General features: G+C 70.5%; 27 protein-coding genes. 16 read left to right on the top strand and 11 right to left on the bottom strand.

What is annotated here, in order from left to right:
* The first annotated feature begins 68 nt into the window (after positions 1–68).
* Complete coding sequence (locus OG738_RS02475) at positions 69–773, top strand: FadR/GntR family transcriptional regulator (RefSeq protein ID WP_329050855.1); 705 nt, start codon at positions 69–71, stop codon at positions 771–773.
* A gap of 100 nt (positions 774–873) precedes the next feature.
* Here the strand turns inward: OG738_RS02475 and OG738_RS02470 are convergent, their stop codons facing one another.
* On the bottom strand, positions 874–1443 hold the full coding sequence (locus tag OG738_RS02470) for an NADAR family protein (RefSeq protein WP_329050854.1): 570 nt from the start codon (positions 1441–1443) through the stop codon (positions 874–876).
* Positions 1444–1463: 20 nt separating this feature from the next.
* Positions 1464–2720 carry a threonine ammonia-lyase IlvA gene (gene ilvA, locus OG738_RS02465; protein WP_329050853.1) on the bottom strand — a complete coding sequence of 419 codons (1257 nt, stop codon included), beginning with the start codon at positions 2718–2720 and terminating at the stop codon, positions 1464–1466.
* Positions 2721–2808: 88 nt separating this feature from the next.
* On the opposite strand from ilvA, the gene OG738_RS02460 reads away from it, so the two are divergent.
* Entirely contained in the window at positions 2809–3213 is a 405-nt protein-coding gene (locus tag OG738_RS02460) for a sigma factor (protein WP_329050852.1), read from the top strand.
* Complete coding sequence (locus tag OG738_RS02455) at positions 3189–3560, top strand: hypothetical protein (RefSeq protein ID WP_329050851.1); 372 nt, start codon at positions 3189–3191, stop codon at positions 3558–3560. Before OG738_RS02460 ends, OG738_RS02455 begins: the two co-directional genes overlap by 25 nt.
* On the opposite strand, the gene OG738_RS02450 is transcribed toward OG738_RS02455, so the two are convergent.
* Positions 3561–4985, bottom strand: a complete 1425-nt coding sequence (locus tag OG738_RS02450; protein ID WP_329050850.1) for a short-chain fatty acyl-CoA regulator family protein — start codon at positions 4983–4985, stop codon at positions 3561–3563.
* A 228-nt stretch (positions 4986–5213) separates the two neighbouring features.
* Between OG738_RS02450 and aceA the strand changes: the two genes are divergently transcribed.
* From aceA to OG738_RS02435, 3 genes are all read left to right on the top strand, one after another.
* Positions 5214–6494 carry an isocitrate lyase gene (aceA, locus tag OG738_RS02445; RefSeq protein WP_329050849.1) on the top strand — a complete coding sequence of 427 codons (1281 nt, stop codon included), beginning with the start codon at positions 5214–5216 and terminating at the stop codon, positions 6492–6494.
* Between the two features lie 90 nt (positions 6495–6584).
* Complete coding sequence (gene aceB, locus OG738_RS02440; RefSeq protein WP_329050847.1) at positions 6585–8192, top strand: malate synthase A; 1608 nt, start codon at positions 6585–6587, stop codon at positions 8190–8192.
* Positions 8193–8360: 168 nt separating this feature from the next.
* A complete protein-coding gene (locus tag OG738_RS02435; protein ID WP_329050846.1) occupies positions 8361–9083 on the top strand; it encodes a DUF899 family protein in 723 nt (240 codons plus the stop codon).
* Here the strand turns inward: OG738_RS02435 and OG738_RS02430 are convergent.
* Positions 9068–9604: a TetR/AcrR family transcriptional regulator gene (locus OG738_RS02430; protein ID WP_329050844.1), complete on the bottom strand. Its 537-nt coding sequence runs from the start codon at positions 9602–9604 to the stop codon at positions 9068–9070. The genes OG738_RS02435 and OG738_RS02430 overlap by 16 nt on opposite strands.
* A gap of 91 nt (positions 9605–9695) precedes the next feature.
* Here OG738_RS02430 and OG738_RS02425 point away from each other — a divergent pair, with 91 nt between their 5' ends.
* The 3 genes from OG738_RS02425 to OG738_RS02415 all read left to right on the top strand — a co-directional run bounded on the left by OG738_RS02425 (position 9696) and on the right by OG738_RS02415 (position 11238).
* Positions 9696–10154 (top strand): nuclear transport factor 2 family protein, encoded by a 459-nt coding sequence (locus OG738_RS02425; protein WP_329050842.1) that lies wholly within the window; start codon positions 9696–9698, stop codon positions 10152–10154.
* Positions 10155–10210: 56 nt separating this feature from the next.
* A complete protein-coding gene (locus OG738_RS02420; protein ID WP_329050840.1) occupies positions 10211–10990 on the top strand; it encodes a class I SAM-dependent methyltransferase in 780 nt (259 codons plus the stop codon).
* Positions 10991–11109: 119 nt separating this feature from the next.
* A complete protein-coding gene (locus tag OG738_RS02415; RefSeq protein ID WP_329050838.1) occupies positions 11110–11238 on the top strand; it encodes a hypothetical protein in 129 nt (42 codons plus the stop codon).
* Positions 11239–11449: 211 nt separating this feature from the next.
* Here the strand turns inward: OG738_RS02415 and OG738_RS02410 are convergent, their stop codons facing one another.
* Positions 11450–12727, bottom strand: a complete 1278-nt coding sequence (locus OG738_RS02410; RefSeq protein ID WP_329050836.1) for a glycosyltransferase family 4 protein — start codon at positions 12725–12727, stop codon at positions 11450–11452.
* 125 nt (positions 12728–12852) lie between these two features.
* Here OG738_RS02410 and OG738_RS02405 point away from each other — a divergent pair, with 125 nt between their 5' ends.
* Entirely contained in the window at positions 12853–14616 is a 1764-nt protein-coding gene (locus OG738_RS02405) for a glycoside hydrolase family 2 protein (protein ID WP_329050834.1), read from the top strand.
* A 110-nt stretch (positions 14617–14726) separates the two neighbouring features.
* Here OG738_RS02405 and OG738_RS02400 read toward each other — a convergent pair whose 3' ends face one another.
* The gene (locus tag OG738_RS02400) at positions 14727–15842 is read right to left on the bottom strand and encodes an ROK family transcriptional regulator (RefSeq protein WP_329050832.1); all 1116 of its coding nucleotides are present in this window, start codon (positions 15840–15842) and stop codon (positions 14727–14729) included.
* Positions 15843–15931: 89 nt separating this feature from the next.
* On the opposite strand from OG738_RS02400, the gene OG738_RS02395 reads away from it, so the two are divergent.
* Positions 15932–17161: a YbiU family protein gene (locus OG738_RS02395; protein WP_329050830.1), complete on the top strand. Its 1230-nt coding sequence runs from the start codon at positions 15932–15934 to the stop codon at positions 17159–17161.
* A 42-nt stretch (positions 17162–17203) separates the two neighbouring features.
* On the opposite strand, the gene OG738_RS02390 is transcribed toward OG738_RS02395, so the two are convergent.
* From OG738_RS02390 to OG738_RS02380, 3 genes are read right to left on the bottom strand one after another with little or no spacing between them, the layout of a single operon-like run.
* Positions 17204–17692 carry a glutathione peroxidase gene (locus OG738_RS02390; protein ID WP_329050829.1) on the bottom strand — a complete coding sequence of 163 codons (489 nt, stop codon included), beginning with the start codon at positions 17690–17692 and terminating at the stop codon, positions 17204–17206.
* A 9-nt stretch (positions 17693–17701) separates the two neighbouring features.
* Positions 17702–19207 carry a glycoside hydrolase family 57 protein gene (locus OG738_RS02385; RefSeq protein WP_329050827.1) on the bottom strand — a complete coding sequence of 502 codons (1506 nt, stop codon included), beginning with the start codon at positions 19205–19207 and terminating at the stop codon, positions 17702–17704.
* Positions 19204–19977 (bottom strand): class I SAM-dependent methyltransferase, encoded by a 774-nt coding sequence (locus OG738_RS02380; protein WP_329050826.1) that lies wholly within the window; start codon positions 19975–19977, stop codon positions 19204–19206. Before OG738_RS02380 ends, OG738_RS02385 begins: the two co-directional genes overlap by 4 nt.
* A 53-nt stretch (positions 19978–20030) precedes the next feature.
* On the opposite strand from OG738_RS02380, the gene OG738_RS02375 reads away from it, so the two are divergent.
* A complete protein-coding gene (locus tag OG738_RS02375; protein ID WP_329056523.1) occupies positions 20031–20456 on the top strand; it encodes a hypothetical protein in 426 nt (141 codons plus the stop codon).
* Here the strand turns inward: OG738_RS02375 and OG738_RS02370 are convergent.
* Positions 20437–21279 carry a DegV family protein gene (locus OG738_RS02370; protein WP_329050825.1) on the bottom strand — a complete coding sequence of 281 codons (843 nt, stop codon included), beginning with the start codon at positions 21277–21279 and terminating at the stop codon, positions 20437–20439. The two genes, OG738_RS02375 and OG738_RS02370, sit on opposite strands and share 20 nt — an antisense overlap.
* A gap of 242 nt (positions 21280–21521) precedes the next feature.
* Here OG738_RS02370 and OG738_RS02365 point away from each other — a divergent pair, with 242 nt between their 5' ends.
* The 4 genes from OG738_RS02365 to OG738_RS02350 all read left to right on the top strand — a co-directional run bounded on the left by OG738_RS02365 (position 21522) and on the right by OG738_RS02350 (position 25117).
* The gene (locus OG738_RS02365) at positions 21522–22307 is read left to right on the top strand and encodes an electron transfer flavoprotein subunit beta/FixA family protein (RefSeq protein ID WP_329050824.1); all 786 of its coding nucleotides are present in this window, start codon (positions 21522–21524) and stop codon (positions 22305–22307) included.
* 29 nt (positions 22308–22336) lie between these two features.
* On the top strand, positions 22337–23296 hold the full coding sequence (locus OG738_RS02360; RefSeq protein ID WP_329050822.1) for an electron transfer flavoprotein subunit alpha/FixB family protein: 960 nt from the start codon (positions 22337–22339) through the stop codon (positions 23294–23296).
* Positions 23297–23453: 157 nt separating this feature from the next.
* A complete protein-coding gene (locus OG738_RS02355) occupies positions 23454–24236 on the top strand; it encodes a GNAT family N-acetyltransferase (protein WP_329050821.1) in 783 nt (260 codons plus the stop codon).
* Positions 24233–25117, top strand: a complete 885-nt coding sequence (locus tag OG738_RS02350) for a lysophospholipid acyltransferase family protein (RefSeq protein WP_329050819.1) — start codon at positions 24233–24235, stop codon at positions 25115–25117. Before OG738_RS02355 ends, OG738_RS02350 begins: the two co-directional genes overlap by 4 nt.
* Before the next feature lie 222 nt (positions 25118–25339).
* Here OG738_RS02350 and OG738_RS02345 read toward each other — a convergent pair whose 3' ends face one another.
* Positions 25340–26242 carry an NADP-dependent oxidoreductase gene (locus OG738_RS02345; protein ID WP_329050817.1) on the bottom strand — a complete coding sequence of 301 codons (903 nt, stop codon included), beginning with the start codon at positions 26240–26242 and terminating at the stop codon, positions 25340–25342.
* Positions 26243–26263: the final 21 nt, after the last annotated feature.

Raw genomic sequence — 26263 nt, 5'->3', positions numbered from 1 at the left:
AAATAGTCCATCTTGAACACTTAAACAAGACTGCTCAAGATGAGCAGTTTGTGCGGTACGGTCCGGTCATGGCGACGGCAGACCTGAGCGCCCCGGCCCTGACCGGCATCCGGCGGCTGTCCGCACTGGACACCGTCCGCGCCCGCATCGCGCTCGCGGTGGAGCTGGGCCTGCTGAAGCCGGGGGAGCGCCTGCCGGCGAACGCGGAGATCGCGCGGGCGCTGGGCGTCGCGGAGATCACGGTCCGCCGCGCACTGGAGTCGTTGGTCGGCGACGGCCTGATCGAACGCCGCCGCGGCCGCGGCGGCGGAACGCGCGTGGTCGAAAATCCGCCGACAGAACGAGTCGGCGAGGTCGGCGCGTACCGCGAGTCGGCAGCGGAGGTCCGCGAACTGATCGACCACCGCCTGGTCCTCGAGACGGGTTTGGTCCAGTTGGTGGCGAAGCGGTCACCAGACCTCGCGCGCCTGCGGACGTTGGTCGCCCGCATGGACACGGCGACGGGCTGGGCGGAGTTCCACGAGCTCGACGCCGAGTTCCACCGGACGGTCGCCGCGACAGGGCCGGCCGGGGCGGTCGCGCAGTACAAGGCGGTGCTCGCCGAGCTGTACCGGTTCTACCTGCCGTACCCGATGGGAAAGCTGCGTGAGTCGAACCGAGACCACGCGAAAGTGGTCAAAGCCCTGGCGGCGGGCGACCCGGACGCGGCGGCCCGGGTGACACGGAAGCACGTGCGCGGCCTGCACCAGACGATGTTCGTCGGCCTCGGCTGAAGATCGCGCCGCTCCAAGCTCGCTGAGCTGCGTAAACGTCGTTGTCGCTTTCTTCGACACAGGCTGCGCGCCGGCGAGGTCGCTCCCGGGGCGCCGGGGTTCAGGCGCGGGCCCGCAGCTGCTCGCGGACCTCCATCAGCGCGAAGCCGAGCAGGTTCAGCCCGCGCCAGTAGTCCGGCTTGGTCGCGTTCTTCTCTTCACGCGCGAGCCCCGTGCCCCAGACGAGGTCCTTCTTCGAGGCCTCGACGAGCACCGCCTCGCCGGTGGCGACCAGGAACCGGCGCAAGTCGCGGTGGGCCCGGAACTTGGCCAGGTTGCCGTCGACGGCGACGTCGAACCGGTGCCGCTCCCAGACGGCGGCGTCGAACCCGGCGACCTCGCGGCCGAGCACCTTCGCCGTCTTCGCGTCGGGCGTCTCCCGGATCAGCGCCGCCTTCTCGTGGTCGCCGAACAGCTCCGCCTTGCCGGCCATCATGAAGTGCTCGGCGGTCGGGTAGACGACGCCGTCGGCCTCGAACGGGTCGACCCACCACTGGCTCAGGCAGCTCGCCGTCACCCGGCCGGACTTCGTGGGCGTGTGCCCGTAGAACAGCAGGTACTCGGGCTCCGCACCCTCGTGGACCTTTTCGCGCAACGCCTCGACACTGCGGACCCCGTCGACCTTCACCATCCGCCTAGTGGACCACGCGCTCAGAGCAGGAAGTGGAACAGGGGGCTCCCCGGCTCGATCCGCTCCACCTGCAGCGGGCTCGCGTCCATCCGCGCCAGCAGTCCCGGCAGGTCGGACGAGCGTGCGATCTCGACGCCGACCAGCGCCGGGCCCAGCTCGCGGTTGGTGCGCTTGACGTACTCGAAGCGGGTGATGTCGTCCTCGGGCCCGAGCACCTGCTCGAGGAACCGCCGCAGCGCGCCCGGCTCCTGCGGGAACCCGACGAGGAAGTAGTGCTTCAGCCCTTCGTGCATCAGCGAGCGTTCGAGGATCTCGCTGTAGCGGCTGACGTCGTTGTTCCCGCCGGAGACGAGGACCACGACGGTCTGCCCGGGCTCGACGCGGACGACCGTGCCGAGCGCCGTCGCGGCGAGCGCGCCCGCGGGTTCGGCGATGATGCCGTCGGACTGGTACATCGCCAGCATTTCGGTGCACACCGCGCCCTCGGGGACCGCGGTCAGCTCGGCGCCGCTCTCGCGGATCAGCGGGTAGGTGACCGCGCCGGCCTCGCGCACGGCCGCGCCGTCGACGAACGAGTCGAGCTCGGGCAGCCGCACCGGCTGTCCTGCCTCCAAAGCGGCCGCCATGCACGCCGCCCCCGCGGGCTCGACACCGACGACCCGGACCTCGGGGTGCCGTTCACGCAGCCAGCTGCCGACGCCGGCGAGCAGCCCGCCACCGCCGACCGGGACGACCACGACGTCCGGGACGAAGCCGAGCTGCTCGATGACCTCCAGCGCGACCGTGCCCTGGCCGGCGACGGTCCGGACGTCGTCGAACGCGGGCACGAGTGTCGCGCCGGTGCGCTGGGCGTCCTCGTTGGCCGCGGCGAAGGCGTCTTCGTACGTTTCGCCGACGACGATGACCTCGATGTGCGCGCCGCCGAGCGTCGCGATGCGTTCGCGCTTCTGCCGCGGCGTCGTCCCCGGGACGTACACGCGGCCGTCCGCGCCGAGCCGCCGGCACGCGTACGCAACGCCCTGGGCGTGGTTGCCCGCGCTGGCGCAGACGACGCCTCGCGTGCGGACGTCCTCGCCGAGCTGGACGATGAAGTTGTAGGCACCGCGGATCTTGTACGACCGGACGGTCTGCAGGTCTTCGCGCTTCACCCAGACCTGGGCGTCCACTCGGGACGACAGCCGCGCACTCGGCTCCAGCGGCGTGCGGGTCACCACCCCGGCCAGCCGCTCGGCGGCCTTTTCGATGGTCGCGGCGGTCACCGTGTCGATGTCGTGCACCCCGCTGAATCTACGACTCGGGCGTCCCGGGCAACCGCCCGGGCCTCCGGGCGCATCAAAGGGGTGACGAACAGGACAGGGGGCGCCGGTGGACGGCTTCACCGAATACGTGACCACACGGGCGGGCTGGTTGCGCAAGGTCGCGTACCTGCTCTGCGGTGGCTGGCACCGGGCCGACGACCTGGTCCAGACGGCGATCACCCGGCTCTACGCGAACTGGTCACGGGCCACCCGCGCGGACAACCTCGACGGCTACGCGCGCCGCACGCTGGTCAACACCTACCTCGCCGAGCAGCGGACGTCGTGGTGGAAGCGGGTCGACCTGCGCGGCGCCGACCACGACCCGTCACCGGCACCCGGCCCGGACCTCGACACGGCGCTCGACCTGCGGGCCGCGCTGGACCGGCTGCCGGCGCGACAGCGCGCGACCGTCGTTCAGCGCTACTTCGGCGCCGACCAGCAGCAGTCTTGCTGCGCGTCGCCGGGGAGGTGACGTTCGCGAATCGTGCGGTGCCCTTGCCGCTGCACATCACCGGTCTGCCGGAGACGTTCCGCGTCGCCGACATCGGCCTGTGGCGCCGCCTGGAGACCGACGGCGTCCCGTGGCGGGCGGTGCTCCAGTACTCGTCGAACGGCGCTTTGGCGACGATCACGGTCTCCCTCCCGGGCGGCCGCGCGGACGGCCTCGGCGACCCGAAGTGCACGAAGAAGAACGGACTGCAGGCGTGCGTCGCGATCGACCAGCCGCAGGCCGCGGGCATCACTTCGCAGGAGTTGCTGAGCCGGATCACGCTGATCGGCCCGGACGAGGCGAAGTGGACGACGCACGTGATCGGGTGATCAGCCCTTCGGCACCGCCGGGTAGGGCACGAAGGTGCTCGTGTTCTCGTCCACCGTGAGCTGCTTCCCGATCGTCGGGAACGCGCGCTGCGAACAGGCCGGGCGTTCGCAGACTTTGCAGCCCATCCCGATCGGCGTCGCGGCGGCCGGCTCGTCCAGGTCGAGGCCCGTCGAATAGACGAGCCGGCCCGCGTGGCGCAGTTCGCAGCCCAGCCCGACCGTGAACGTCTTGCCGGGGCTGCCGTACCCGCCGATGTTGCGCGAGATCGTCCGCGCGATCCAGAAGTAGCTCTTGCCATCCGGCAGCGTCGCGATCTGCGTCAGGATCTTCCCCGGCTGGGTGAACGCCTCGTAGATGTTCCACAAGGGACAGGCGCCGCCCACCCGGGAGAAGTGGAAGCCCGCCGCGGACTGGCGCTTCGACATGTTCCCCGCGCGGTCCACGCGCACGAACGAGAACGGCACCCCGCGCTGCTTCGGACGCTGCAAAGTGGACAGCCGGTGGCAGGCGGTCTCGAAGCCGACGCCGTAGTGGTCGCACAGCCGCTCGATGTCGTAGCGGAACCGCTCGGCCGTGGCCAGGAACGGTCCGTAGGGGAGGATCAGCGCCCCTGCGAAGTAGTTCGCCAAGCCGACGCGAGCCAGCGAACGCGCGGCCGGCCCGGAGAACGCCCACGAGTCGGCCAGCTCGGTGATCAGGTCGTCGTACTCGAGCAGCGCGATCTGCGAAGCCATGCGGAACGCCTGCTGCCCGACCCGCAGGCTGGGCGCCAGCCGCAGCACCCGCGTCACCGGCTCGTAGCGGTGCTGCTGACCGGCGGATTCGTCGATCCCGTCGTTGGTCACCTCGACGCCGTAGCGCTGCCAAAGCCGTTCCTTCAGCGCGCCGAGCACTTGCCCGCGCTGCAGCGGGATGTCGGCTGCCATCTTCTCGGCGCGTTCGTCCAGCTCGGCGACGTAGTTCTCACGCTCGTAGAAGAAGTCGCGGACCTCCTCGTGCGGCAGCGGCGCCGCCGCGCTGCCGTGCAGGCCCAGGCCGTTTTCCGTGGTCAGCGCGGCGGTGCTCTCGACGGCGTTGCGGTAGCTGCGGTGCAGCTTGACCAGCGCCTGCGCGATCGCCGGCAGGTTCGTCGCCAGCTCGTTGAGTTCGCTGGTGGTGACGTCGATGCCGAGGACCTCGTCGAGCAGGGCTTCCTTGACGTCGGCGACCAGCCGGGACGTGTCGTTGTTCGCGAAGAACTCGGTGTCGACGCCGAACGCCTGCGTGATCCGCAGCAGCACGGGCACGGTCAAGGGGCGCGAGTTGTGCTCGATCTGGTTGAGGTAGCTGGGTGAGATCTCCAGCACACGAGCGAGGTCGGCCTGGCTCATCGCCCGGCTTTCGCGCAGATGCCGCAACCTCGCCCCGGCGAAAGTCTTCTCCATTCGAGGCCACCTCTCCGGAAGGTTTCCGGTCGTGAACGGTTACGTGAACGGTCAAGAACGCGGATTTTCGATCCGTTGCGAACCAGTCGATTCGCAACCTTTGCAAAGAGCCTACGGACCCTTCGCACAAATTGGCAAGTTGGACAGCTGGACCGAATTTTCCCAGCCGTGCGAGGGTCAAGTCAGGCAAGGCGAGCAATCGCAAACTTCGCAACACCGGGAGTACCGATGACGGAACAGGCCAAGCAGGCGGCCGCGGAGCTGGCGGCGCAGTGGGCGAACGACCCCCGCTGGGCGGGCGTGCAGCGCTCCTACTCGGCCGAAGACGTGATCAAGCTGCGCGGGAGCGTGGTCGAGGAGCACACCCTGGCCCGCCGCGGCGCGGAGAAGCTGTGGGACCTCCTGCACACCGAGGACTACATCCACGCGCTCGGCGCCCTGACCGGCAACCAGGCCGTCCAGCAGGTCCGCGCGGGCCTGCAGGCGATCTACCTGTCCGGCTGGCAGGTCGCGGCCGACGCCAACCTGTCGGGCCAGACCTACCCGGACCAGAGCCTCTACCCGGCCAACTCGGTCCCGGCCGTCGTCCGCCGCATCAACAACGCGCTCGGCCGCGCCGACCAGATCAACTGGGCCGAGGGCAACACGGACATCGACTGGTACGCGCCGATCGTCGCCGACGCCGAGGCCGGCTTCGGTGGCCCCCTCAACGCGTTCGAGCTGATGAAGGGCATGATCGCCGCCGGCGCCGCGGGCGTGCACTGGGAAGACCAGCTCGCGTCCGAGAAGAAGTGTGGTCACCTCGGCGGCAAGGTGCTGATCCCGACCAAGCAGCACGAGCGCACGCTGAACGCCGCGCGTCTCGCCGCGGACGTGCTGAACGTGCCGACCCTGGTCGTCGCCCGCACCGACGCGCAGGCCGCGACGCTGCTGACCAGCGACGTCGACGAGCGCGACCAGCAGTTCCTCACCGGCGGCCGCACCGCCGAGGGCTTCTACGAGGTCCGCAACGGCATCGAGCCGTGCATCGAGCGCGGCCTGGCCTACGCCCAGTACGCCGACCTGCTCTGGATGGAGACGTCGGAGCCGGACCTCGAGGTGGCGCGCAAGTACGCCGAGGCGATCAAGGCGAAGTTCCCGGACCAGATGCTGGCCTACAACTGCTCGCCGTCGTTCAACTGGAAGAAGCACCTGGACGACGCGACGATCGCGAAGTTCCAGCGCGAGCTCGGCCACATGGGCTACAAGTTCCAGTTCATCACGCTGGCCGGCTTCCACGCGCTGAACTACTCGATGTTCGACCTGGCCCACGGCTACGCCCGCGAAGGCATGACCGCCTACGTCGACCTGCAGGAGCGCGAGTTCGCTTCGGAGAGCCGCGGCTACACCGCCACCAAGCACCAGCGCGAGGTCGGCACCGGCTACTTCGACAACGTCGCGACGGCGCTGAACCCGGAGAGCTCGACCACCGCGCTCAAGGGCTCCACCGAAGAAGCCCAGTTCCACTGATCCCGGCCGCGGCCTGACGGCGCCCCCCTCCGTCGTCAGGCCGCGTCCCTCCCTTCTTCCTTCCCTGCCCACAGCTCGCGGAGGCACCCCATGGTTGATCGGCTGAACTACCGCATCGAGGTCACCGGCGAGGTCGACGGCCGGTTCGCGGAGATCCTGACCCCGGCGGCACTCGACTTCCTGGCCAAGCTGGACAACACGTACGCCGGACGCCGGCGCGAGCTGCTCGACGCCCGCCGCACGCGGCGCGAGGAACTGCAGTCCGGCGAGAAGCCGCTCGGCTTCCTGCCCGAGACGCGCCAGATCCGCGACGACCAGTCGTGGCAGGTCGCCCCGACCGCGCCGGGCCTCGAGGACCGCCGCGTCGAGATCACCGGCCCGACCGACCGCAAGATGACGGTCAACGCGCTGAACTCCGGCGCGAAGGTCTGGCTGGCGGACTTCGAGGACGCGACGTCGCCGACGTGGCACAACGTCATCGACGGCCAGGTCAATCTCTACGACGCGATCCGCCGCAACATCGACTTCACCACCGAGGCCGGCAAGCATTACACGATCGGGGACGACCCGGCGACGATCGTCGCGCGGCCTCGCGGCTGGCACCTGGTGGAGAAGCACATCCGCATCGACGGCCGCCCGGTGTCGGCGAGCCTGGTCGACTTCGGCCTGTACTTCTTCCACAACGCGCGCCAGCTGCTCGCCCGCGGCGTCGGCCCGTACTTCTACCTGCCCAAGCTCGAGAACCACCTCGAAGCGCGCCTGTGGAACGACGTTTTCCTGATGGCGCAGCGAGAACTCGGTATCCCGCGTGGCACGATCCGCGCGACCGTGCTGATCGAGACGATCACCGCGGCGTTCGAGATGGACGAGATCCTCTACGAGCTGCGCGAGCACGCGGCGGGTCTCAACGCGGGCCGCTGGGACTACATCTTCAGCCTCATCAAGAACTTCGCCGCGCACGGCGCCGATTTCGTGCTGCCGGACCGCGCGCAGGTCACGATGACCGTGCCGTTCATGCGGGCCTACACCGAACTGCTGGTGAGCACCTGCCACCAGCGCGGCGCGCACGCCATCGGCGGCATGGCCGCGTTCATCCCGAGCAAGGACCCGGAGATCAACGCGACCGCGGCCGAGAAGGTCCGCGCCGACAAGGAACGCGAGGCCGGCGACGGTTTCGACGGCTCCTGGGTCGCGCACCCGGGCCTGGTCCCGATCTGCCGCGAGGTCTTCGACGGCGTGCTCGGCGGCTGGCCCAACCAGCTCGGCAAGCTGCGCGACGACGTCCACGTCACCGCCGAGGACCTGCTCGACGTGGCCAGCGCCGGCGGCGAAGTCACCGAAGCGGGCGTGCGCGCGAACATCAACGTCGCGCTGCGCTACGTCGACGCGTGGCTGCGCGGCACCGGCGCGGCGGCGATCCACAACCTGATGGAGGACGCGGCCACCGCGGAGATCGCGCGCTGCCAGGTCTGGCAGTGGATCCGCAACGGCACGAAGCTCGAGGACGGCACGGCCCTGACCCGCGAGCTGGCGGTCGAGTACCTGAACGACGAGCTCGCGTCGGTCCGCGCCGAATTGGGTACGGGCAACCGCCTCGACGACGCGTACGAGATCTTCACCGAGACCGCGCTGGGCGAGAAGCTGCCGAGCTTCCTCACGACGGGTGCCTACGCGCGGTACCTCACCGACGCCCGGTAGCAGGGCTGCGTTCGATGCGCTCTCGGCGGTAACGAGTGCTTCGAGCCCCGGCCGCCCCTACCTGACGAGGGGCGGCCGGATCCACACTGGTTGGGATGGTGTGGTTCGAAACTGGTCCGGCGACGGCGGCTCCCCGTCGCCGGGCCGGTTTCGTTGTACTTTTCGAGGATGAGCCTGAGCTTCCCGGGCGAAACGCCCGAGTACCGCGCCGCGCGTGACCGTCTGCTGGACCGGGAAGCCGCGCTGCGCCACGAGATGGAGGCGGTGGCCGAACAACGCCGCGCCCTCCCGCCCGGCGGCCTCGTGCCGGAGGATTACGTCTTCCAGGGCGGCGATGGCGCCGTCCGTCTGTCGGAGCTGTTCTCCCCGGGCAACGACACGGTGATCGCCTACCACTTCATGTTCCCGCGGGACCCGATCGACGACCGGCCCGGTCCGTCGTCGGGTGACAGTGCCCAGCTGCCGCTCGACCAGGGCCCGTGCCCGTCCTGCACGGCGTTGCTCGATCAGCTCGACGGCGCGGTGGAGCACGTCTCGCCGCACGCGGACTTCGTCGTCGTCGCCCGGGCGCCGGTTGAGCACCTGACGACCTTCGCGGCGGAACGCGGCTGGCGCCGCTTGCGGCTGTTCTCCTGCGCCGGCACGACGTTCAGCCGCGACTACCACGCCGAGACCGAAGACGGCAGCGCGCGCCCGATGGTCAACGTCTTCCGGCGCGAGGACGGCGGCGTTCGGCACTTCTGGGGTTCGGAGCTGCTGTACGCGCCGGCCGAACCCGGCCAGGACCCGCGCCACCTCGGCACGCTCGAGCCGGTCTGGAACCTGTTCGACCTCACCCCCGCCGGCCGCGGCGTCGACTGGGACGAGCAGCTCGACTACTGCTGTGAGTGAGCCAGTAGCACCTTCGCTGCTTCGCGGGCTTTCGTCGCTTCGCCCGGGTCGCCGGTGATCGCGGCGAGCACGGTCGCGCCTTCGACGAGGGAGAACAGCTGGTCAGCAGTGGTTTCGTCGGAAATGAGACCACGCAGGTAAACCCGGACCTGGTCCTTGTGCTCGCGGATCGCCGCCGCGACGCCCGGCGCCGGTTCGCCGAACTCGCCGAACGAGTTGATGAACGCGCAGCCTCGGAAGCCGGGCTCGGAGAACCAGTTCCGCAGCCAGCCGAACACGGCGAGCGGGTCGTCGCCGCGGGCGTGGACGAATTCGCGCAACGACGCCCGCCAGCGTGCGTCGCGGCGCCGGAGATAGGCCTCGACCAGGTCTTTCTTCGCCGGGAACAGCTGGTAGAGCCGCTTGAGCGAGACACCCGAGCGCGCGCGGACGGCGTCCATCCCGACGGCCTGGACGCCGTGGGCGTAGAAGAGCTCCTCGGCGGCTTCCAGGAGCCGGTCGGTCGCCTCCGTGAGGGTCATGTCACCTGCCTCTGGTGGGGAGAATGAGCGTTCTCTACTCTACCGGGGTAGCTGGAGAACGCACGTTCTCCATGTCTCCGAAGGAGCTGCCATGACCCCGCGCCCGCCGTTCCCGCCGTTCGACGAGGACACCGCCCGCCAGAAGGTCCAGGCCGCCGAGGACGCGTGGAACACCCGCGACCCCGAGCGCGTCTCGTTGGCCTACACGGAGGATTCGGTGTGGCGCAATCGCGACCAGCACGTCGTGGGCCGCGCGGAGATCGTCAGGTTCCTGACCGCGAAGTGGGAGCGCGAGCTGGACTACGCGCTGCGCAAGGAGTTGTGGGGCTTTCGCGGCAACCGCATCGGCGTCCGGTTCCAGTACGAGTCCCGCGACGCCGACGGCCAGTGGTTCCGCAGCTACGGCAACGAGCTGTGGGAGTTCAGCGACGAAGGCCTGATGCGGCGGCGCGAGGCGAGCATCAACGACGTGCCGATCGCAGCGTCCGACCGCCGGATCTTCGGCCCCCGCCCGGAGTCCGAGCACGGCGTCCTGCTGCCGGTCTTCTGAATCCGCTTCGGGCGTAACCGGCCCTTGTCGCACCAGGCCGTGGGCATGCTCGTGCCATGACGGAACCGGCGTTCGGCGGCGAAGTGAGCGAGTACTACCAGCGATTCCGCCGCGGCTACCCGCCCACGGTGGCGGACGCGCTGGCGACGGCGTTCGGACTGACGCGCGACGACGTCGTGCTCGACCTCGGCTGCGGCACCGGCCAGCTCACCCGAGTGCTGGCGCCCCGGGTGGGCGCGGTGCTGGGCATGGACCCGGAACCGGCGATGCTCGACCAGGCCCGCAAGGCGACTTCGCTGCCGAACGTGAGCTGGCTGTTGGGCGCGGACCCCGACATCGGCGCGCTGACGCCGGCCCTCGGTCCGCGTCGGCTGGCCGCGGTGACGGTGGCCCAGGCGTTGCACTGGATGGACCACGCGAAGCTGTTCACCGCGGCGCGCCCGCTGCTGCGTCCGGGCGGCGGCGTCGCGGTGGTGACCAACGGCGAGCCGCTGTGGCTCCAGGACACGGCATGGTCGGCCGCGTTGCGCGAGGTGGTCTCGTCGTATTTGGGGACACCGGTCCACCGCACGTGCGGAACGGACGACGCGAGCCAGACGCGCTACGCGGACGCTCTCGCGGCGGCGGGATACGCGGTCGACGCCCAGGTCGTCACGTACGACGCGTCGCTGACTGTCGAGGAGATCGCCGGTGGCGTTTTTTCGGCAATGAACCCGTCCCAGCTGCCTGCGCCCGAGGAGCGACCGGCGTTCACCGAGCGCGTCCGCGCGGCGTTGTCGCCGTACGGACCACTGCGGGAACAGGTCCGCGTCCGCATCTTGACTGGAACCCGGTGACCGATCACGGAAGGCGAATGGGTACCGACCCGTAGTGTTCCGCTTATTGTTTCCCCGGGAACCGGCGCGGATGCTCGCTGCGAGGCGCTTCCTTGCGCTGGCCTTCCCGAGGAGTCCCCATGAGCAGCAGGTTGAGAGCTGTCGTCGCCACCGTGTTCGTCGTGTTGTCCTTCTCTTTCGGCGCCGTCGTGACCACGTCCGCGCCCACCTCGGCGCACTCGGACTGCGTCCGGCCCTGCCACTTCTGAGCGGGTCGCTACCTACAGTTCGGCTTCTCGCAGGGTCCGTGGCGTCGACTGCGGTGCCTTCACCGCTCACCTGGCGTGGTCCGCAGGTGGACCACGGCGGCTGCCGCACCGATTCGACCTGGTGCCGCACTAGCCGGGTTGCGTCGCCCGTGCAGGCGCGGCCGCCCGCGATACCTTGTCGCCGCGGCAGCATCGTGCCGGACTCGGCTACCTACAGTACCGGCACCCCGGCCGCGACCGGCTCGAAGGCGTTGCCGGTCGCGATCTTCGGCCGCGGCAGCTCCACTGGCTCACCCGCCTTCGCTCGCCGGTAGACCGCGACGGTCGCTTCGGCGATCCGGCCCCAGTCGAAGTCCGCGGCCAGCCGGGACTGCGCCGCCCGCGCCCGCTCGGCTGCCGCGTCCGCGTCGTCGAGGACCGTGGTCACCGCGTCGGCCAGCGCACCGACGTCGCCCGGGCTGAACGCCAGCCCGGTCTCGCCGTGCACCACGACCTCGCCGAGCCCGCCGGCCGTGGACGCGACCAGCGGTGCCTTCGCCGCCGCGGCTTCGAGCGCGACGATCCCGAACGGCTCGTACCGGCTGGGCAGCACCACGGCGTCGGCCGCGGCCAGCGCCGCCCGCAGGTCGCGGTCCGACAGGTGCCCGACGAAGTCGACCGCGCGCCGCACCCGCAGCTTCCGCGACTGCTCGACCAGCTCGTCGAAGTGTCGTCCTTTTCCGGCGACGACCACCCGCGTGCCGGGGTGCCGCCGCCGGATGCGGGGCAGCGCGGCCAGCAGGTCCTGCACGCCCTTCTCCCACTCGAGCCGTCCGAAATAGAGCAACAGCGGCGCACCGGCCGGGCTGTAGACCTCACGCGCCCGCGCGATCTCCTTCGCCGGCACCTGCCAGCCGCGTTCCTCGATGCCGTTGTGGATCACCGTGACGTCGCCGGCCTCGACCTCGAAGAGGTGCGCGACCTCGCGGCGCATGGCCTGCGAGCAGGTGATCAACGCGTCGGCGCGGTTCGCGAGCCACCACTCGACCGAGTGAACTTGCTGGTTCAGCGGGTGCGACAGCCAGCCGGAGTGCCTGCCGGCCTCGGTCGCGTGGATCGTGCCGACCAACGGCACCCGCGCGGCCTCGGCGATCGCGATGGCCGGGTGTGCGACCAGCCAGTCGTGCGCGTGGACGACATCGGGCTGCCAGCCGCGCAGCAGGTCCTGCGCGGCGCGGATCATGGCGTGTCCCATGGCGAGCGTCCACGCGACGAGGTCGCGTTCGAACGTCACGTGCATCGGGTCCTCGGCGACCCGGATGATCCGCACGCCCTCGACGACGCGGTCGGTGCGCGGGTGCGTCCCGGCGTCGGTGCCGGCCGCGTGCCGGCAGAGGACGACGACCTCGTGGCCTTGTCGCGAAAGGTGACAAGCGAGCGCGTGCACGTGCCGGGCCAGGCCACCGATGGCCACTGGCGGGTACTCCCAGGACAGCATCAGCACACGCATGGGCAGAGGTTACTCGCGAGTCGGAAGGGCTTGGCGGCACCCGTGCCAGCCGACCGGCCAGATCCAGTTCGGAATGTGATCCGACTCACTGGCGGGTCTCGCGATCTCTGCCACCATCGGCGGGGATGACTTCAGCAGAGGACACCGGCTGGCGCCGGCTCGACCCGCCCCTGGCCACTCCGTGGACCGCCGAGGTCGGCCCGGACAACGCCCTGCCCGAGTATCCCCGGCCCCAGCTGACCCGGCCGCGCTGGCTCAATCTCAACGGCGTCTGGGAGTACGCGGGCTGGCCGTCGTCGCCGGACGAACCACGGCCGTCGGGCTACGCCGAGCGGATCCTGGTTCCGTTCCCGCCGGAGTCGGCGTTGTCCGGAATCGGCCGACGCGACGAGGTCCTCTGGTACCGGCGCCTGGTCGAGATCCCGGCCGATTGGTCCGGCCAGCGGGTCCTCCTGCACTTCGGCGCCGTCGACCAGACGGCGAAGGTGTGGGTCAACAACCAGCTCGTCGCGACGCACGAAGGCGGCTACACGGCGTTCAGCGCGGACATCACCGACGTGCTGCGGGCGTCGGGGCCGCAGGAGCTGACCGTCCGGGCCGAGGACCGCACCGACATCGAGCCCTTCCCGGTCGGCAAGCAGCGCAACGCGCCCGGCGGGATCTGCTACACGGCGTCGTCCGGAATCTGGCAGACGGTGTGGCTCGAGCCGGTGCCCGAATCCCGTGTCGAACGACTTGAGCTGACGCCGGACCTCACCGGCGTGACCGTGTTCCCGCAGGTCGTCGGCGGTTCCGAGGTCGGTGTCGTCGTTTCGACCACAGACGGCGAGGTCGCCCGCGGCGCCGGCGCGGCCGGGACGTCGGTGCGTGTGAACGTTCCCGAACCACGTCTTTGGACACCCGACGACCCTCACCTCTACACACTGCGGGTCGAGCTGCGTGACCGGCATGGCGCGGTTCTGGACGAGGTCGGCAGCTACACCGGTCTCCGCACGATCGGTTTGCTCCCGGACGACCACGGCCGCTCCCGGATCGCGCTCAACGGCCGCCCCACGTTTCTGCACGGCCCGCTCGACCAGGGCTACTGGCCGGACGGCATCTCGACCGCGCCCACCGACGACGCCCTGCGCTTCGATCTCGAGAAGACCAAAGAGCTGGGCTTCACCTTCGTCCGCAAACACGTCAAGGTCGAGCCGGCGCGCTGGTACTACTGGGCCGACACGCTGGGCCTGGTCGTCTGGCAGGACATGCCGTCGCTGACGGTGTCGTTCGACGGCCCGCCCGGCATCGCGCCGGACCCGGTCCCGCGGGCACGTGAGCGGTTCGAAGCAGAATTGATCGAAATGATCACTCAACTGCGGGCGGTCCCGTCGATCGTCGGCTGGGTGCCGTTCAACGAGGGCTGGGGCGAGTTCGACACGGGCCGTGTCGCGGAACTGGTCAAAGCGCTCGACCCGACCCGCCTGGTGATCGCGAACAGCGGCGTCAACTGCTGTTTCTCCCGTCCGGACACCGGTGCGGGCGACGTCTACGACGACCACACGTATGTCGGCCCGGGCGGCCCGACGGTGGTCGACGGCCGAGCAATCGTCGACGGGGAGTACGGCGGCCTCGGCCTGGTGCTGGACGACCACCGCTGGCCGGGCCCGCCAAACGCGTACGAAATGACGCCGACCCGCGAGCGCCTCACCGAGCGGTACGCGGAGGTGAGTGCCGCTCTGGAGCGGGTGGTGAGGGAGCGTGGTCTGTCCGGCGCGATCTACACCCAGACGACCGATGTCGAGAACGAGGTCAACGGCCTGCTGACGTACGACCGCCGGGTGCTCAAGGTCGACGCGGAGGTGGTCGCGAAATGCGCACGAGCGGTGATCGACGCCGGTTCGGCCTGAGTGGCCGTGGTCGATTCCGGCTACAAAGTCGCGCCGGGCGCCGGCTGGTCAGTAGGTGGTCGTGACCGTGGTCTGGCCGCGCTGGCGTCCCGACGCCGAGCGACGCCTGGTCAGTTTTCGGCGACGGCCCTGAGCAGGCCATCCCGACCGTGGTCGAGAGCCGACAACAGCGCGCCACGCAGTGCCGCCGAGTCGGTCACCGCGCCGGCCTCCACCCGGACCGGCCCCGGCGCCGCCGCGTGGACCGTTCGGCGGATTTCGGCAACGAGACCCGCCCGGCGCCCCGCCGGGCCGCCGAGCAGCACCAGATCCGGATCGACGATCGTGCAGATCGCGGCCACGGCCCGCCCCAGCGTCGCGCCGAGGAGCCGTAGTCGATCCGCGGCAACAGCGTTGCCGTCCGCCTGGTCGAGCGTGGTCAACATCGCGTCGACGTCCAGCGAAGGCGCGTCCGGCCTGCCGAAACCCTGATCGGCCATGGCCGAGGCAAGCGTCGATCCCGAACTGTCCAGGTACCCGATCTCGCCCGCCAGTCCGTGCGCCCCGCGCACGAGCTGATCACCGACATAAAGACTGACACCGAGCCCGGCACCGACGTAGACGTAAGCGAAGCTTTTCGCTTCTCGTGCGGCGCCCTCCCGCCGCTCGGCGAGTGCGGAGAAGTTGACGTCGTTGTCCAGCAGAACGTCACGCCCGATCTCGCCGGCGCGCAGCCGCCCTTCGGGAAAGGGCGAACCCGGCAGCGCGACGACCTCGTGCGTGACCGGGTCGACCGGGTTGGCCACCGAGATCGCGGTCGCCCGCACCGGACCCGGCCCGGACCCGCTCGCCGCGGCGACGGCGTCCCGGACCGCGGCGGTCACCGGCCGGTCGTCGGGTGGGTGCCGTTCAGTGCCGAGGACCGCCCCGGTCAGATCGGTAGTCACCGTTCGGATGCCCTGCTGGTTGACCTCCGCGGCGACGACGCGGCCGGCGTCGGCGGCCAGCTCGTAGAACGTGGCGATCCGGCCGCGGCGGCCGGTCTGGTCGGTGCCGGTCGCCTGCAACGCGCCCGCTGTCTCGAGCCTGCGGACCGACTCGGAGATCGTCGGCTTCGAGATCCCGGTGGTCGCGGCGAGCTCGGCGCGCGTGGTCCGTCCGTGGACGAAAACGTGGTCGAGCACCGCGCGGTCGGTCATGGCCCGCAGCATCGCCAGGCGCGGAAGCGGCCGGTCGGGGTCGGACATCGCACCTCTTGTGGCGGGGGACGGACAGGGGTTACCGTAGCCGGGCCATTCTAGTAAGGAGTCCTAATCAAAAGATCGTGAGGACACCGATGACGACCACTGAGCTGCCCGCGAACATGTCCGAGGCCATCTCGCGGACCAAGCACGAGCTGCGCGCCCGGATCGGCGACGTCGCCGGCGCGTTCGCCGAGGTCCGCGACGCGATGCGGCGGGAGGTCGCCGCCGTCGCCGCCGACCCGGACGCCTTCCCCGTGGTCCGCTACCGCGACATCGCCGACGGGACCGTGCCGCAACGCACGCTCGACGCCGTCCGGCGCCGCGGCTGCGCCGTCGTCAAGGGCACCTTCGCGCGCGAAACGGCCGAAGCCTGGGACGCCGACCTGGCCGCGTACCTGGCTGACAACGACTTCGCCGGCACGTACCAGGGCCCGGCCGACGACGTCTTCGCCGGCCTCGCGTCGGGCCAGCCGCAGATCTACCCGGTCTACTGGTCGAAGCCGCAGATCCAGGCCCGCCAGCACGAGCACATGGTCGCCGTCCGGCGGTTCCTCAACTCCTTCTGGCGGCACGAGTCCGAAGGGCGCGTCTGGTTCGACCCCGATCGCGACACGGCCTACCCCGACCGCATCCGCCGCCGCCCGCCCGGCTCGGCGTCGCTCGGACTGTCCGCGCACACCGATTCCGGCTCGGTCGAACGCTGGCTGCTGCCCGCCTACCAGCAGGTGTTCCGCCACGTCTTCGCCGGAAACTGGCACCAGTACGACCCGTGGGACGGCGCATACCGCACCGAAGTGGACGAATACCCGTCGACGGTCATGTGCTCGGCCTTCCGCACCTTCCAGGGCTGGACCGCGTTGTCGGAAATGCGCCAGGGCGACGGCGTGCTGCACGTGGTGCCGATCCCGTCGGCGATCGCGTACGTACTGCTTCGCGCGCTTCAGGACGACCTCCCGGACGACGACCTCTGTGGCGCCGCGAACGGCCAGGCCCTGCCGGTGAGCGACAAATACCACGACGACCTGCTGCCCGCGCTGACCTCGATCCCCGCGATCGAACCGGGCGACACGGTCTGGTGGCACGGCGACATCGTCCACGCGGTCGCCGACGGCACCAACCCGGCCCGCTGGGGCAACGTCATGTACATCCCGGCGAGCCCGCACTGCGCGAAGAACGCGGCCTACGCCGAGAAGTGCGGCCGCGCGTTCCTGACCGGCGCGAGCCCGGGCGACTTCGCGCCCGAAGACTACGAAATGAACTGGACCGGCCGCGCCACGCTCGACGACCTCAACGCGGTCGGGCGCGAGCAACTCGGCCTGTGACGGCGCCGCGCCGGGCGATGGCCCGGCGCGTCACCCGTCGGTTCACGCCGGCAGTGCGGCTTCGATGGCCTTGACGACCTGGTCGTCCTCGGGCTCGGTCCGGGGCCGGAACCGCGCCAGGACCTCGCCGTCGGCGCTGACCAGGAATTTCTCGAAGTTCCACTGGACGTCGCCGGAGTCGCCGTCGACGTCGGCCGTCTTGGTCAGTTCGGCGTACAGCGGATGCCTGCCCTCGCCGTTGACGTCGATCTTCTCGAACAGCGGGAAGGTGACGCCGTAGGTCGTCGAACAGAACGTCTGGATCTCCTCGGCGCTGCCCGGCTCCTGCCCCGCGAACTGGTTGCACGGAAAACCGACCACGGAGAAGCCCTGGGCGCCGAAGCGCTCCTGAAGCCGCTCCAGTCCGGAGTACTGCGGGGTCAGGCCGCACTTTGAGGCGACGTTGACCACGAGCAGCGCCTTGCCAGCGAACGCGCCCAGCGAGCTGTCGGTCCCGTCGAGCGTCTTGACCGGAATTTCGTGGATACCCATGAGTCTCCTTCAGTCGTGCTTCAGTGCCCGGGCGTCGAGGTGCCCGAACGGTCCGTCGTCGGCGCGGTAGGCCGCCGCCAGCTCTTCGGCCCGTGCGCGGTCGCCGCGTCGCAGCAAATCGGCCAAAGCGTCGAAGCGCTCGGTGTGCACCGCCGCGCGGCGGCGCGCGTAGTCCGCGGCCGAGTCCTTGGTGACCATGAACGCCCAGTCGCTCTCCAGCGCCAGCATCGCTTCGGCCACGGCCTGGTCGGCGACGGTGTCGCGCGCCGTGGTCGCCAAACCGGCAACGAGGTCGAGCAGTCGCCGCTGCAGCGCGGTGTTGGCGTCGACCATGTCCTTGACCTGTTCGCCGTCCCAGACGCGCCAGTCCTTGCCCGACCCCCACGACGACGCGGGCAGCGCGATCGGCTCGCCGACGAGCCCGGCGTCGAGCGCGCCCTTCAGCGTCGTCACCCGGACGCCCGCCTCGGGCAACGCGCGCAGCACGCCCTCCAGCCAGGCCGGCCCTTCGTGCCACCAGTGCCCGAACAGCTCCGTGTCGTACGCGGCGACCACGAGCGCCTCACGCCCGTGCTGCTTCTTCAGCGAACGCAGCCGCGTCACCACGGTGTCGACGAAGTCCTTGACGTGCAGCCCCAGCACGTCCGCGGCCAGCGACGGGTCGTACGGCGCCTTGTCCGGCGGCTCGACCGTCTTCCCGGTGACGCGCGACGCCTTGAGCCCGACCTCGTGTGCCCAGGTGTGGAAGTCGCGGTATGCCGCGTGGCCGGGGTAGCCGGCCTTCGGCGACCACACGCGGTAGGTGACCTCGAGGTCTCGTCCGAAAGCGACCACGTCGCTGTCGCCGATCGGCCGCGCCGCCCAGGTCTCGCCACGCAGCGACGGCCCGTCGACCATGAACCGCCGGACGCCCGCGGCCGCGTAGTCCTTTTCCATACCAGGCGCGTAGCCGCACTCCGGCGCCCAAATCCCGGCGAGCCGCGACCCGATCCGCAGCGCCATGTCGGCCAGGCCGGCGTTCAGTGCGAACTTGCGCACCCGCGGGTCCAGCAGCGGCTGGAACGGGTGGGCCAGCGGCCCGCCGAGCAGCTCGATCGTCGAATTGTCGACCAGCGAACGAAGGATGGGGGAGAAGCCGTGCCGCCAGCGGGTGCCCAGCTCCTCGGCCGCGCGGACGGCGGTCCGGTGCTCGGCCGCCGCCAGCTCCCGCAGGGTCGGGTCGCCTCGCCACAGCGTCGACGCGTGCTGGGCGCGCAGCTGCCAGTGGCCGAGCCAGTCGTGGAACGCGCGGATGCTGTACGGGTCGTCGAGCTGCGCGGCGAGCACCGGCGTGACGCCCAGCGTCAGCAGATCCTGACGGCCTTCGGCGGCGAGCCGCTCGAGCATCTCGACCATCGGCAGGTAGGAGTGCGCCCACGCCTGGTAGAGCCATTCCTCGCCGACGGGCCAGCTCCCGTGGTGCGGCAGCCACGGCAGGTGGCTGTGCAGGACGAGGCAGAAGGTGCCTTCGTTCATCGGCGCACCGCCACGGCGACCAGGTCGAGGCTCGCGTCGAGGTCGTCGCCATGGATGTCGAAGCCCGTGGCCTCGATGGCGGCGACGTCGGCGAGCAGCGCCTCCGGCCAGACAGCCTGACCGGGCAGCGAACCCATGACCACGTCGAGCTGGGCGTCGATGATCGACCCGCCGTACCGCTCGTCGAGCGCGCGTACGGCCTGGCCGTGGTGCAGGCCGTGCAGTGTTTCGACGTCGAAACCGGCGTCGGCGAGCAGGCCGGCCAGTTCGGCGGGCGCCAGCTCACGGGTGTGGAACGGGTTCAGCGGCGTGTCGCTGTCCGGGGTGAAAGTCAGCCGGTTCGGCGTCGTGACCAGCAGTTTGCCGTTCGGCGACAGCACTCGCCGGCACTCGGCGAGGAAGCCGGCCTGGTCCCACAGGTGCTCGATGACCTGAAAATTGGCCACGACGTCGACCGCGGCGTCGCGCACCGGCAGGAACGCCAGGTTCGCCCGCGCGCCGGCGACGTCGGGGTAGCGGCGGGCGACGTGCTCGGTGGTCGGCACGTCGTAGTCCAGCGCGAGCACCCGGCGGGCTGTGGTCGCGAGGAGGCTCGCGCCGTAGCCCTCACCGCAGCCGGCTTCGAGCACCGTCGCGTCCGCGCAGTGGGGGAGCAGGGCGAGGTACGCGGCCTCGTGGCGTCGGAACCAGTAGTTCTCCTCGGCGATGCCGGGGACGGTCCGTTCGCCGGTCAGGTGCAGCGCCTCGGCCCGGGTGGCTGGGGTGGTCACCTCCGCGACCCTAGCGGGTGTCACGTCCGGGCCGGCCGCCTCGTTCCGTGGTCATGCAACGGACAATCACCCGCGTACTGCTCGTCGTCTTCGGCCTGGTCGAGGCGATGGTCGGAATTTGGCCACTGGTGTCGCCAAGCGGCTTCTACCAGGACTTTCCGGGTTTTCGCACCAGCTGGGTCGCCATGGACGGGCCCTTCAACGAGCACCTCCTGCGCGACTTTGGAGGCCTCAATCTGGCGCTCGCCGCGCTGCTGGTCGGCGTTGCCGTGATCGGCACCACAGCCGTGGCCCGGCTCGCCGGTGTGGCGGGCCTGCTGTTCGGGCTGCCGCACTTCCTCTACCACCTCGGTCACGTGGCGCACTTCGAGCGGATCGACCAGGTGCTGATCATCGCGACGACCGCGCTCGGCGTCGTGGTCCCGCTCGTGGTGCTGGCGATTCCGGGGCGCCGGGTCACTACACCGGCGACACCGTGATGCCGAGCGCGCCCGGGCCGAGGTGCGCGCCGATGACCGTGCTCGCTTCGACGACCATGTTCTCGGCCATCGCCGGGACCCGGCGTTCGATCTGCCGGCCGATCTCGAGCTCGTGGTCGCTCGCGCCGAACCGGGTCACGGCGATGTCGGCGCGGAAGCCGCCGGACTTCTTGACCGCGAGGTCGACCATCTTGGCCAGCGCGCGCCGCGTGCCGGGGACGCGGGCCAGCGGCGCGACCTCGCCGTCCTTGACCGTGAGCAGCGGCTTGATGGAGAACGCGGTGCCGAGCATCGCCTGCGCGGCGCCGATCCGGCCGCCCCGGCGGAGGTACTCCAGCGTGTCGACGTAGATGAACTCGGTGCTGGTGATGCACCGGCGTTCGGCGGCTTCGATGACCCGGCCGGCGTCCGCGCCCGCCGCGGCCGCCCGGGCCGCGGACACCGCGGCGAAGCCGAGGCTCATCCCGGTGGTGCGGCTGTCCAGGACGTGCACGGGGATGCGGACCTGCTGGGCGGCCTCGCGCGCCGCGCGGACGGTGTCGGACATGCGGCCCGAGATGTGGATGCTGACGATGGCCGTCGCGCCGGAGGCGGCCGCTTCCTGGTACGCCCAGAAGAACGCCCCCGGATCCGGGGGCGAAGTGGTGATCACGTGCCCCTCTCTCATGGCGTCGATCACCTTGTCGCGGTCGAAGCGGTTTTCGTCGTCGAAGTGACCACCCAGGTTCAGCTGGATCTGGACGACTCCGATGGCCCAGCGGGAGGCGACGAGGTCGGGCAGGCAGGAGCTCGAGTCGGTGATGACGGCGATGCGCGCGGGCATGGTGGGGGAGGTTAATGCCTGACACCCACTGCGAGTAGGCCGTGGTTGGTCCGATCGGACGAACGGCTGTTCGAGGGAGGTAACTGGTCGACTACCGGGACGATGGTCCCATTAGATTGCGCATCCAGGTGAATGGCGTCACCTCGACGGGTCCTGCGCGCCGATTGGCCCTAATCTACCGGCCAGTAGAGCACTGACCCGTGGTCGTCCGCGGGGCACAACCGGGAGGTCGAAGCAGACCCATGACGAACATCGTTGTCCTGGTCAAGCAGGTACCGGACACCTACTCGGAGCGGAAGCTCAACGGGACCGACCACACCCTTGACCGCGAATCCGCCGACGCCGTGCTCGACGAGATCAACGAGAAGGCCGTCGAAGAGGCGTTGAAGGTCAAGGAAGCCGGCGAGGGCGAGGTCACCGTGATCTCGGTGGGCCCGGACCGCGCGACCGACGCCATCCGCAAGGCGCTGTCCATGGGCGCCGACAAGGCCATCCACGTCTCCGACGAGGCGCTGCACGGCTCCGACGCGATCGCCACCGCCAAGGTGCTCGCCGCCGCGATCGCGAAGGTCGAAGGCTACGACCTGATCATCGCCGGCAACGAGTCCTCCGACGGCCGCGGCGGCGCCGTCCCCGCGATCCTCGCCGAGCTGCTCGGCCTGCCGCAGGTCACCTACGCGCGCGAGGTCACGGTCGACGGCACGACCATCAAGGCCGTCCGCGAGACCGAGGACGGCCTCACCCGCCTCGAGGCGACCCTGCCCGCGGTGGTGAGCGTCGGCGAGAAGATCAACGAGCCGCGCTACCCGTCGTTCAAGGGCATCATGGCCGCGAAGAAGAAGCCGGTCGAGACGTTCACCATCGCCGACCTGGGCGTCGACGCGGGCGAGGTCGGCCTCGCCAACGCGTGGTCCGCCGTGACCGAATCCTCGCCGAAGCCGCCGCGCACCGCCGGTGAGAAGGTCGAGGACGAGGGCGACGGCGGCACCAAGGTCGCCGAGTACCTGGTCGGCCAGAAGCTCATCTGACAACGGCTCTTCGAGGAGGAACCAAGAACATGGCTGAAGTACTCGTCCTCGTCGACCACGTCGACGGTGAGGTCAAGAAGGTCACGCTCGAGCTGCTGACCGCGGCCCGCGCGCTCGGTGAGCCGTCGGCCGTCGTCGTCGGCCCGACCGGGACCGCCGCCAAGGCGAAGCAGGCGCTGGCGTCGCACGGCGCCGCCAAGGTGTATGTCGCGGAAGGCGACGACGCTGCGAACTACCTGGTCACGCCGAAGGTGGACGTGCTCGCCGCGCTGGCGCAGCAGGCATCCCCGGCCGCCGTGCTCGTCACCGCCAGCGGTGAGGGCAAGGAGGTCGCCGCCCGGTTGGCCGTACGTCTGGGCTCCGGCCTGATCTACGACGCCGTGGGCGTCAACGGCGACGGCGTCATCGACCAGTCGATCTTCGGTGGTGCGTTTTCGGTCAAGTCGAAGTCCGCGAAGGGCGCGCCGGTCGTCTCGATCCGCCCGGGCGCGGTCGAGGCCGAGCCGGCCGAGGGCGCGGCGGCCGAGGAGACCGTCGAGCTCCCCGCCACCGACCCGGCGAAGTCGACCAAGATCACCGGCGTCGAGCCGGTGACCGGCGGTGACCGTCCCGAGCTGACCGAGGCCTCGATCGTGGTTTCCGGTGGCCGTGGTGTCGGCTCCGCGGAGAAGTTCGACGTCGTCGAGAAGCTGGCCGACTCGCTCGGCGCGGCTGTCGGCGCGTCGCGTGCCGCTGTCGACTCCGGCTACTACCCGGCGCAGTTCCAGGTCGGCCAGACCGGCAAGACCGTGTCGCCGCAGCTGTACATCGCGCTCGGCATCTCCGGCGCGATCCAGCACCGCGCCGGCATGCAGACGTCGAAGACGATCATCGCCGTCAACAAGGACCCGGAGGCGCCGATCTTCGAGATCGCCGACTTCGGCATCGTCGGCGACCTGTTCAACGTCGCGCCGCAGCTGACCGAAGCGGTCGAGAAGCGCAAGGGCTGAGTGTTGCTCCGAAGGGCCTTCCGGGATCACCCGGAAGGCCCTTCGCGCGGTTGCGGGACCTGAGAGAAGCCTGAGAACCCGCAATTAACTGAACGTGCACTAATCGGTCATCGGATGGCACTCTCCGCGGCTTCCTCCGCGCAGGTACACCTTGACCATGACGACGTCACAGCTCCTCGTCAGCACTGATCAGGCGGGTGCCGACCTCCCCGCGGACGCTGCCCGGTACTCCCTCCTCGTCGCCCACGCGAACGAAGAAGTGGTTGCCGCGCAGAGGCTCCGGCACCGGGTTTTCGCCGAGGAGATGGGCGCGCGGCTGCATTCGCCGATCGCCGGTCTCGACGTCGACGAGTTCGACGAGTTCTGCGACCACCTCGTGGTCCGCGACGACAACACGGGCGAAATCGTCGGCTGCTACCGGATGCTGCCGCCCGACCGCGCCGCCGTGGCCGGAAAGCTCTACGCCGACAGCGAGTTCGACCTGAGCGCGCTCGACGGGCTGCGGCCGTCGCTGGTCGAGACCGGCCGATCGTGCGTGCACCCGGACCACCGCAGCGGCGCCGTCGTCAGCCTGGTCTGGGCCGGGATCGCTCGCTACATGCTGCTTTCCGGCCACCGCTACCTCGCCGGTTGCGCGTCGGTCCCGCTGGTGGACGGCGGCTCGTTCGCCGCCGGTGTGTGGGACGTACTGCGCACCAAGCACTACTCGGACGAGGCCACGCGCGTCTCGCCGCTGATCCCGTGGGACGCGTCCGGGATCGAACGCCCGGCCCGCTCGCTCCTTCCGCCGCTGATCAAGGGCTACGTCCGGCTCGGCGCCAAGGCCTACGGACCGCCCGCGCTCGACGCCGACTTCGGCGTCGCGGACTTCTTCGTCGTGCTGGACCTGCACAACGTCGACGAGCGCTACCTCAAGTTCTTCCTCGGGGTCCAGGTATGAGCCACGCCTGGATGCCGGCCTCGCCGTGCGGCGACGGCTGCCTGACCGACGGCGACCCGGTCGTCGGCTTCCCACGGCGGGTGCTGCGCTTCACCGCGGCGATCTTCGTCGTTTTTTCGGCACTGCTGACGGCACCCCTCCTGCTGGTGTCGTGGGGCCGCGAGCGCCGGGTCCGGCTGATCTTCCGCGGCGTGCTGCGGGCGTTCGGCGTCCGGCTGGACGTTCGCGGCGGCGAGGACTTCCTGACCGCGCCGGCCGGCCGTGGCGCGCTGGTGGTCAACAACCACATCTCGTGGCTGGACATCGTCGCGATCAACGCGCTGCGGCCGATGCGGGCGCTGGCCAAGAAGGAGATCGCGGGCTGGCCCGTGCTGGGCGGCCTGGTCCGCCGCGGCGGCAGCATCTTCCTCGACCGCGAACGCCTGACGACGTTGCCGGCCACGATGGCGTCGCTGGCCGACGCGCTGCGGACGGGGTCGCTGGTGAGCGTGACCCCGGAGGGCACGACGTGGTGCGGCTTGGCGTCTGGTCGATTCACGACCGCGACGTTCCAGGCGGCCATCGACGGCGGCGTCCCGGTCCGCCCGATCGCGCTGCGGTACCGCCTCGCGGACGGCCGGGAGACCAGTCGTCCGTCGTTCATCGGCCCGGAGTCGCTGATCGCGTCCCTGCGCCGGGTCGCGGCGCTGCGCGGGCTGGTGCTGGAAATCCACATCTGCCCGGAGATTGCGCCGGGCCGTGCGGAGAATCGTCGTGAGCTGGCGGCGCTCGCCGAGGCGTCGGTGCATTCGGCGCTGGGGACGGTGAAGATCCCGGCCCAGCAGCGGCGCCGGACCCCGCGTCCCCAGCCGGTCCCCCTGGCTTCGCCTCCCGCGAAGTGATCCGGGCCCTGTCGCCGCGATCCGGCGACAGGCCCGGGTTGGGAGGCGTTCGCTGTCTCGTGAACGCGGGCCTGTCATCGTGATCCGATGACAGGCCCGTTCGCTGTCCTCTGTGGAGCCGCGACGGCTCGGCATTCGACCGGCCGGGCGTGGCGCCCGGGCGGGCTCGGTCTTGCGGCAGAGCTTTGGTGCCGCGGCCTAGGCGGTCTCGCGTACGTCCAGTCAGCTGACGGCGAGCGTGAGCTTCCCGCCGGGGTGGCCGTCCTCGCTCTCGATCTGCGCGGCGGCCGCCTCGGCGAGCGGGTAGCTCCGGCCCTGCGCGATGCGGACCCCGCGGTCGGTCACCCAGCCGGCGATCCCGGTGAGGACCTCACGCGTCTGCTCGCCCCCGCTCGAGAACGGGATGCCCAGCTCGAAAGCGGCCCCGTCGGCGATCGTGACGATCCGGTCCTTCGTCCCCCGCAGCTCGACCGACCCGGGCAGCACCCCGTGCCCGACGGCGTCGAACACGGCGTCGACCGGCCCGGACACGGCCTCGCGGACCCGGTCCAGCCAGCCGTCGCCGTAGCGCACCGGGACGACGCCCAGCGACTTCAGGTCATCGAGGTTCCTGCTGCCCGCGGTGCCGATGACGGTCAACCCCTTGGCGACGGCGACCTGCGCGGCGAACCGCCCGACCGTGCCACTGGCGCCGTGGATCAGCAGCGTCTCGCCCTCGCGGACGTCGAGCAGCCCGAGGACGCGAAGCGACGTCTCGCCCGCGACCGGCAGTGCCGCCGCGTCCGCCCACGAGATGCCGGCCGGCTTCGGCGCGAGTGTTTTCGCCAGCGCGTACTCGGCGTACGCGCCGGTCTCGGACCAGCCGAAGACCTCGTCACCGACGGCGAAGTCCGCGCCCTCGCCGACGGCGTCGACGACTCCGGCCACCTCGAGACCGGGGATGTGCGGGAAGGGGACCTGGAAGTTCTGCTGCATGTAGCCGTTGCGGATCTTCCAGTCGATCGGGTTGATCCCGGCGGCCCGCACGGCCAGCCGTACCTGCCCCGGGCCGGGCTCCGGCACCGGAACCTCGGACAGCTGCAGGACGTCCGGCCCGCCGTAGGCGGAGAAGGTGATCGCTCGCATGGTGCTCTCTGCTCTCCTCGG

The organism is Amycolatopsis sp. NBC_01488, from assembly GCF_036227105.1.
In the GTDB taxonomy this organism is placed as follows: Bacteria; Actinomycetota; Actinomycetes; order Mycobacteriales; family Pseudonocardiaceae; genus Amycolatopsis.
Note: the sequence above shows the minus strand (reverse complement) of the source record. Positions and strands in the feature narration are given on the sequence as shown.

Excerpts from the sequence above, each read along its gene's own strand:
- OG738_RS02410 (WP_329050836.1), bottom strand. The coding sequence starts at position 12,727 with ATGCGTGTGCTGATGCTGTCCTGGGAGTACCCGCCAGTGGCCATCGGT.
- OG738_RS02385 (WP_329050827.1), bottom strand. The coding sequence starts at position 19,207 with ATGAACGAAGGCACCTTCTGCCTCGTCCTGCACAGCCACCTGCCGTGG.
- OG738_RS02450 (WP_329050850.1), bottom strand. The coding sequence starts at position 4,985 with ATGGAGAAGACTTTCGCCGGGGCGAGGTTGCGGCATCTGCGCGAAAGC.
- aceB (WP_329050847.1), top strand. The coding sequence starts at position 6,585 with ATGGTTGATCGGCTGAACTACCGCATCGAGGTCACCGGCGAGGTCGAC.
- OG738_RS02470 (WP_329050854.1), bottom strand. The coding sequence starts at position 1,443 with ATGGTGAAGGTCGACGGGGTCCGCAGTGTCGAGGCGTTGCGCGAAAAG.
- OG738_RS02435 (WP_329050846.1), top strand. The coding sequence starts at position 8,361 with ATGAGCCTGAGCTTCCCGGGCGAAACGCCCGAGTACCGCGCCGCGCGT.
- OG738_RS02375 (WP_329056523.1), top strand. The coding sequence starts at position 20,031 with ATGCAACGGACAATCACCCGCGTACTGCTCGTCGTCTTCGGCCTGGTC.
- OG738_RS02345 (WP_329050817.1), bottom strand. The coding sequence starts at position 26,242 with ATGCGAGCGATCACCTTCTCCGCCTACGGCGGGCCGGACGTCCTGCAG.
- OG738_RS02430 (WP_329050844.1), bottom strand. The coding sequence starts at position 9,604 with ATGACCCTCACGGAGGCGACCGACCGGCTCCTGGAAGCCGCCGAGGAG.
- OG738_RS02360 (WP_329050822.1), top strand. The coding sequence starts at position 22,337 with ATGGCTGAAGTACTCGTCCTCGTCGACCACGTCGACGGTGAGGTCAAG.
- OG738_RS02350 (WP_329050819.1), top strand. The coding sequence starts at position 24,233 with ATGAGCCACGCCTGGATGCCGGCCTCGCCGTGCGGCGACGGCTGCCTG.
- OG738_RS02395 (WP_329050830.1), top strand. The coding sequence starts at position 15,932 with ATGACGACCACTGAGCTGCCCGCGAACATGTCCGAGGCCATCTCGCGG.
- OG738_RS02425 (WP_329050842.1), top strand. The coding sequence starts at position 9,696 with ATGACCCCGCGCCCGCCGTTCCCGCCGTTCGACGAGGACACCGCCCGC.
- OG738_RS02420 (WP_329050840.1), top strand. The coding sequence starts at position 10,211 with ATGACGGAACCGGCGTTCGGCGGCGAAGTGAGCGAGTACTACCAGCGA.
- OG738_RS02370 (WP_329050825.1), bottom strand. The coding sequence starts at position 21,279 with ATGCCCGCGCGCATCGCCGTCATCACCGACTCGAGCTCCTGCCTGCCC.
- OG738_RS02355 (WP_329050821.1), top strand. The coding sequence starts at position 23,454 with ATGACGACGTCACAGCTCCTCGTCAGCACTGATCAGGCGGGTGCCGAC.
- aceA (WP_329050849.1), top strand. The coding sequence starts at position 5,214 with ATGACGGAACAGGCCAAGCAGGCGGCCGCGGAGCTGGCGGCGCAGTGG.
- OG738_RS02415 (WP_329050838.1), top strand. The coding sequence starts at position 11,110 with ATGAGCAGCAGGTTGAGAGCTGTCGTCGCCACCGTGTTCGTCGTGTTG.
- OG738_RS02400 (WP_329050832.1), bottom strand. The coding sequence starts at position 15,842 with ATGTCCGACCCCGACCGGCCGCTTCCGCGCCTGGCGATGCTGCGGGCC.
- OG738_RS02365 (WP_329050824.1), top strand. The coding sequence starts at position 21,522 with ATGACGAACATCGTTGTCCTGGTCAAGCAGGTACCGGACACCTACTCG.
- OG738_RS02405 (WP_329050834.1), top strand. The coding sequence starts at position 12,853 with ATGACTTCAGCAGAGGACACCGGCTGGCGCCGGCTCGACCCGCCCCTG.
- OG738_RS02390 (WP_329050829.1), bottom strand. The coding sequence starts at position 17,692 with ATGGGTATCCACGAAATTCCGGTCAAGACGCTCGACGGGACCGACAGC.
- OG738_RS02475 (WP_329050855.1), top strand. The coding sequence starts at position 69 with ATGGCGACGGCAGACCTGAGCGCCCCGGCCCTGACCGGCATCCGGCGG.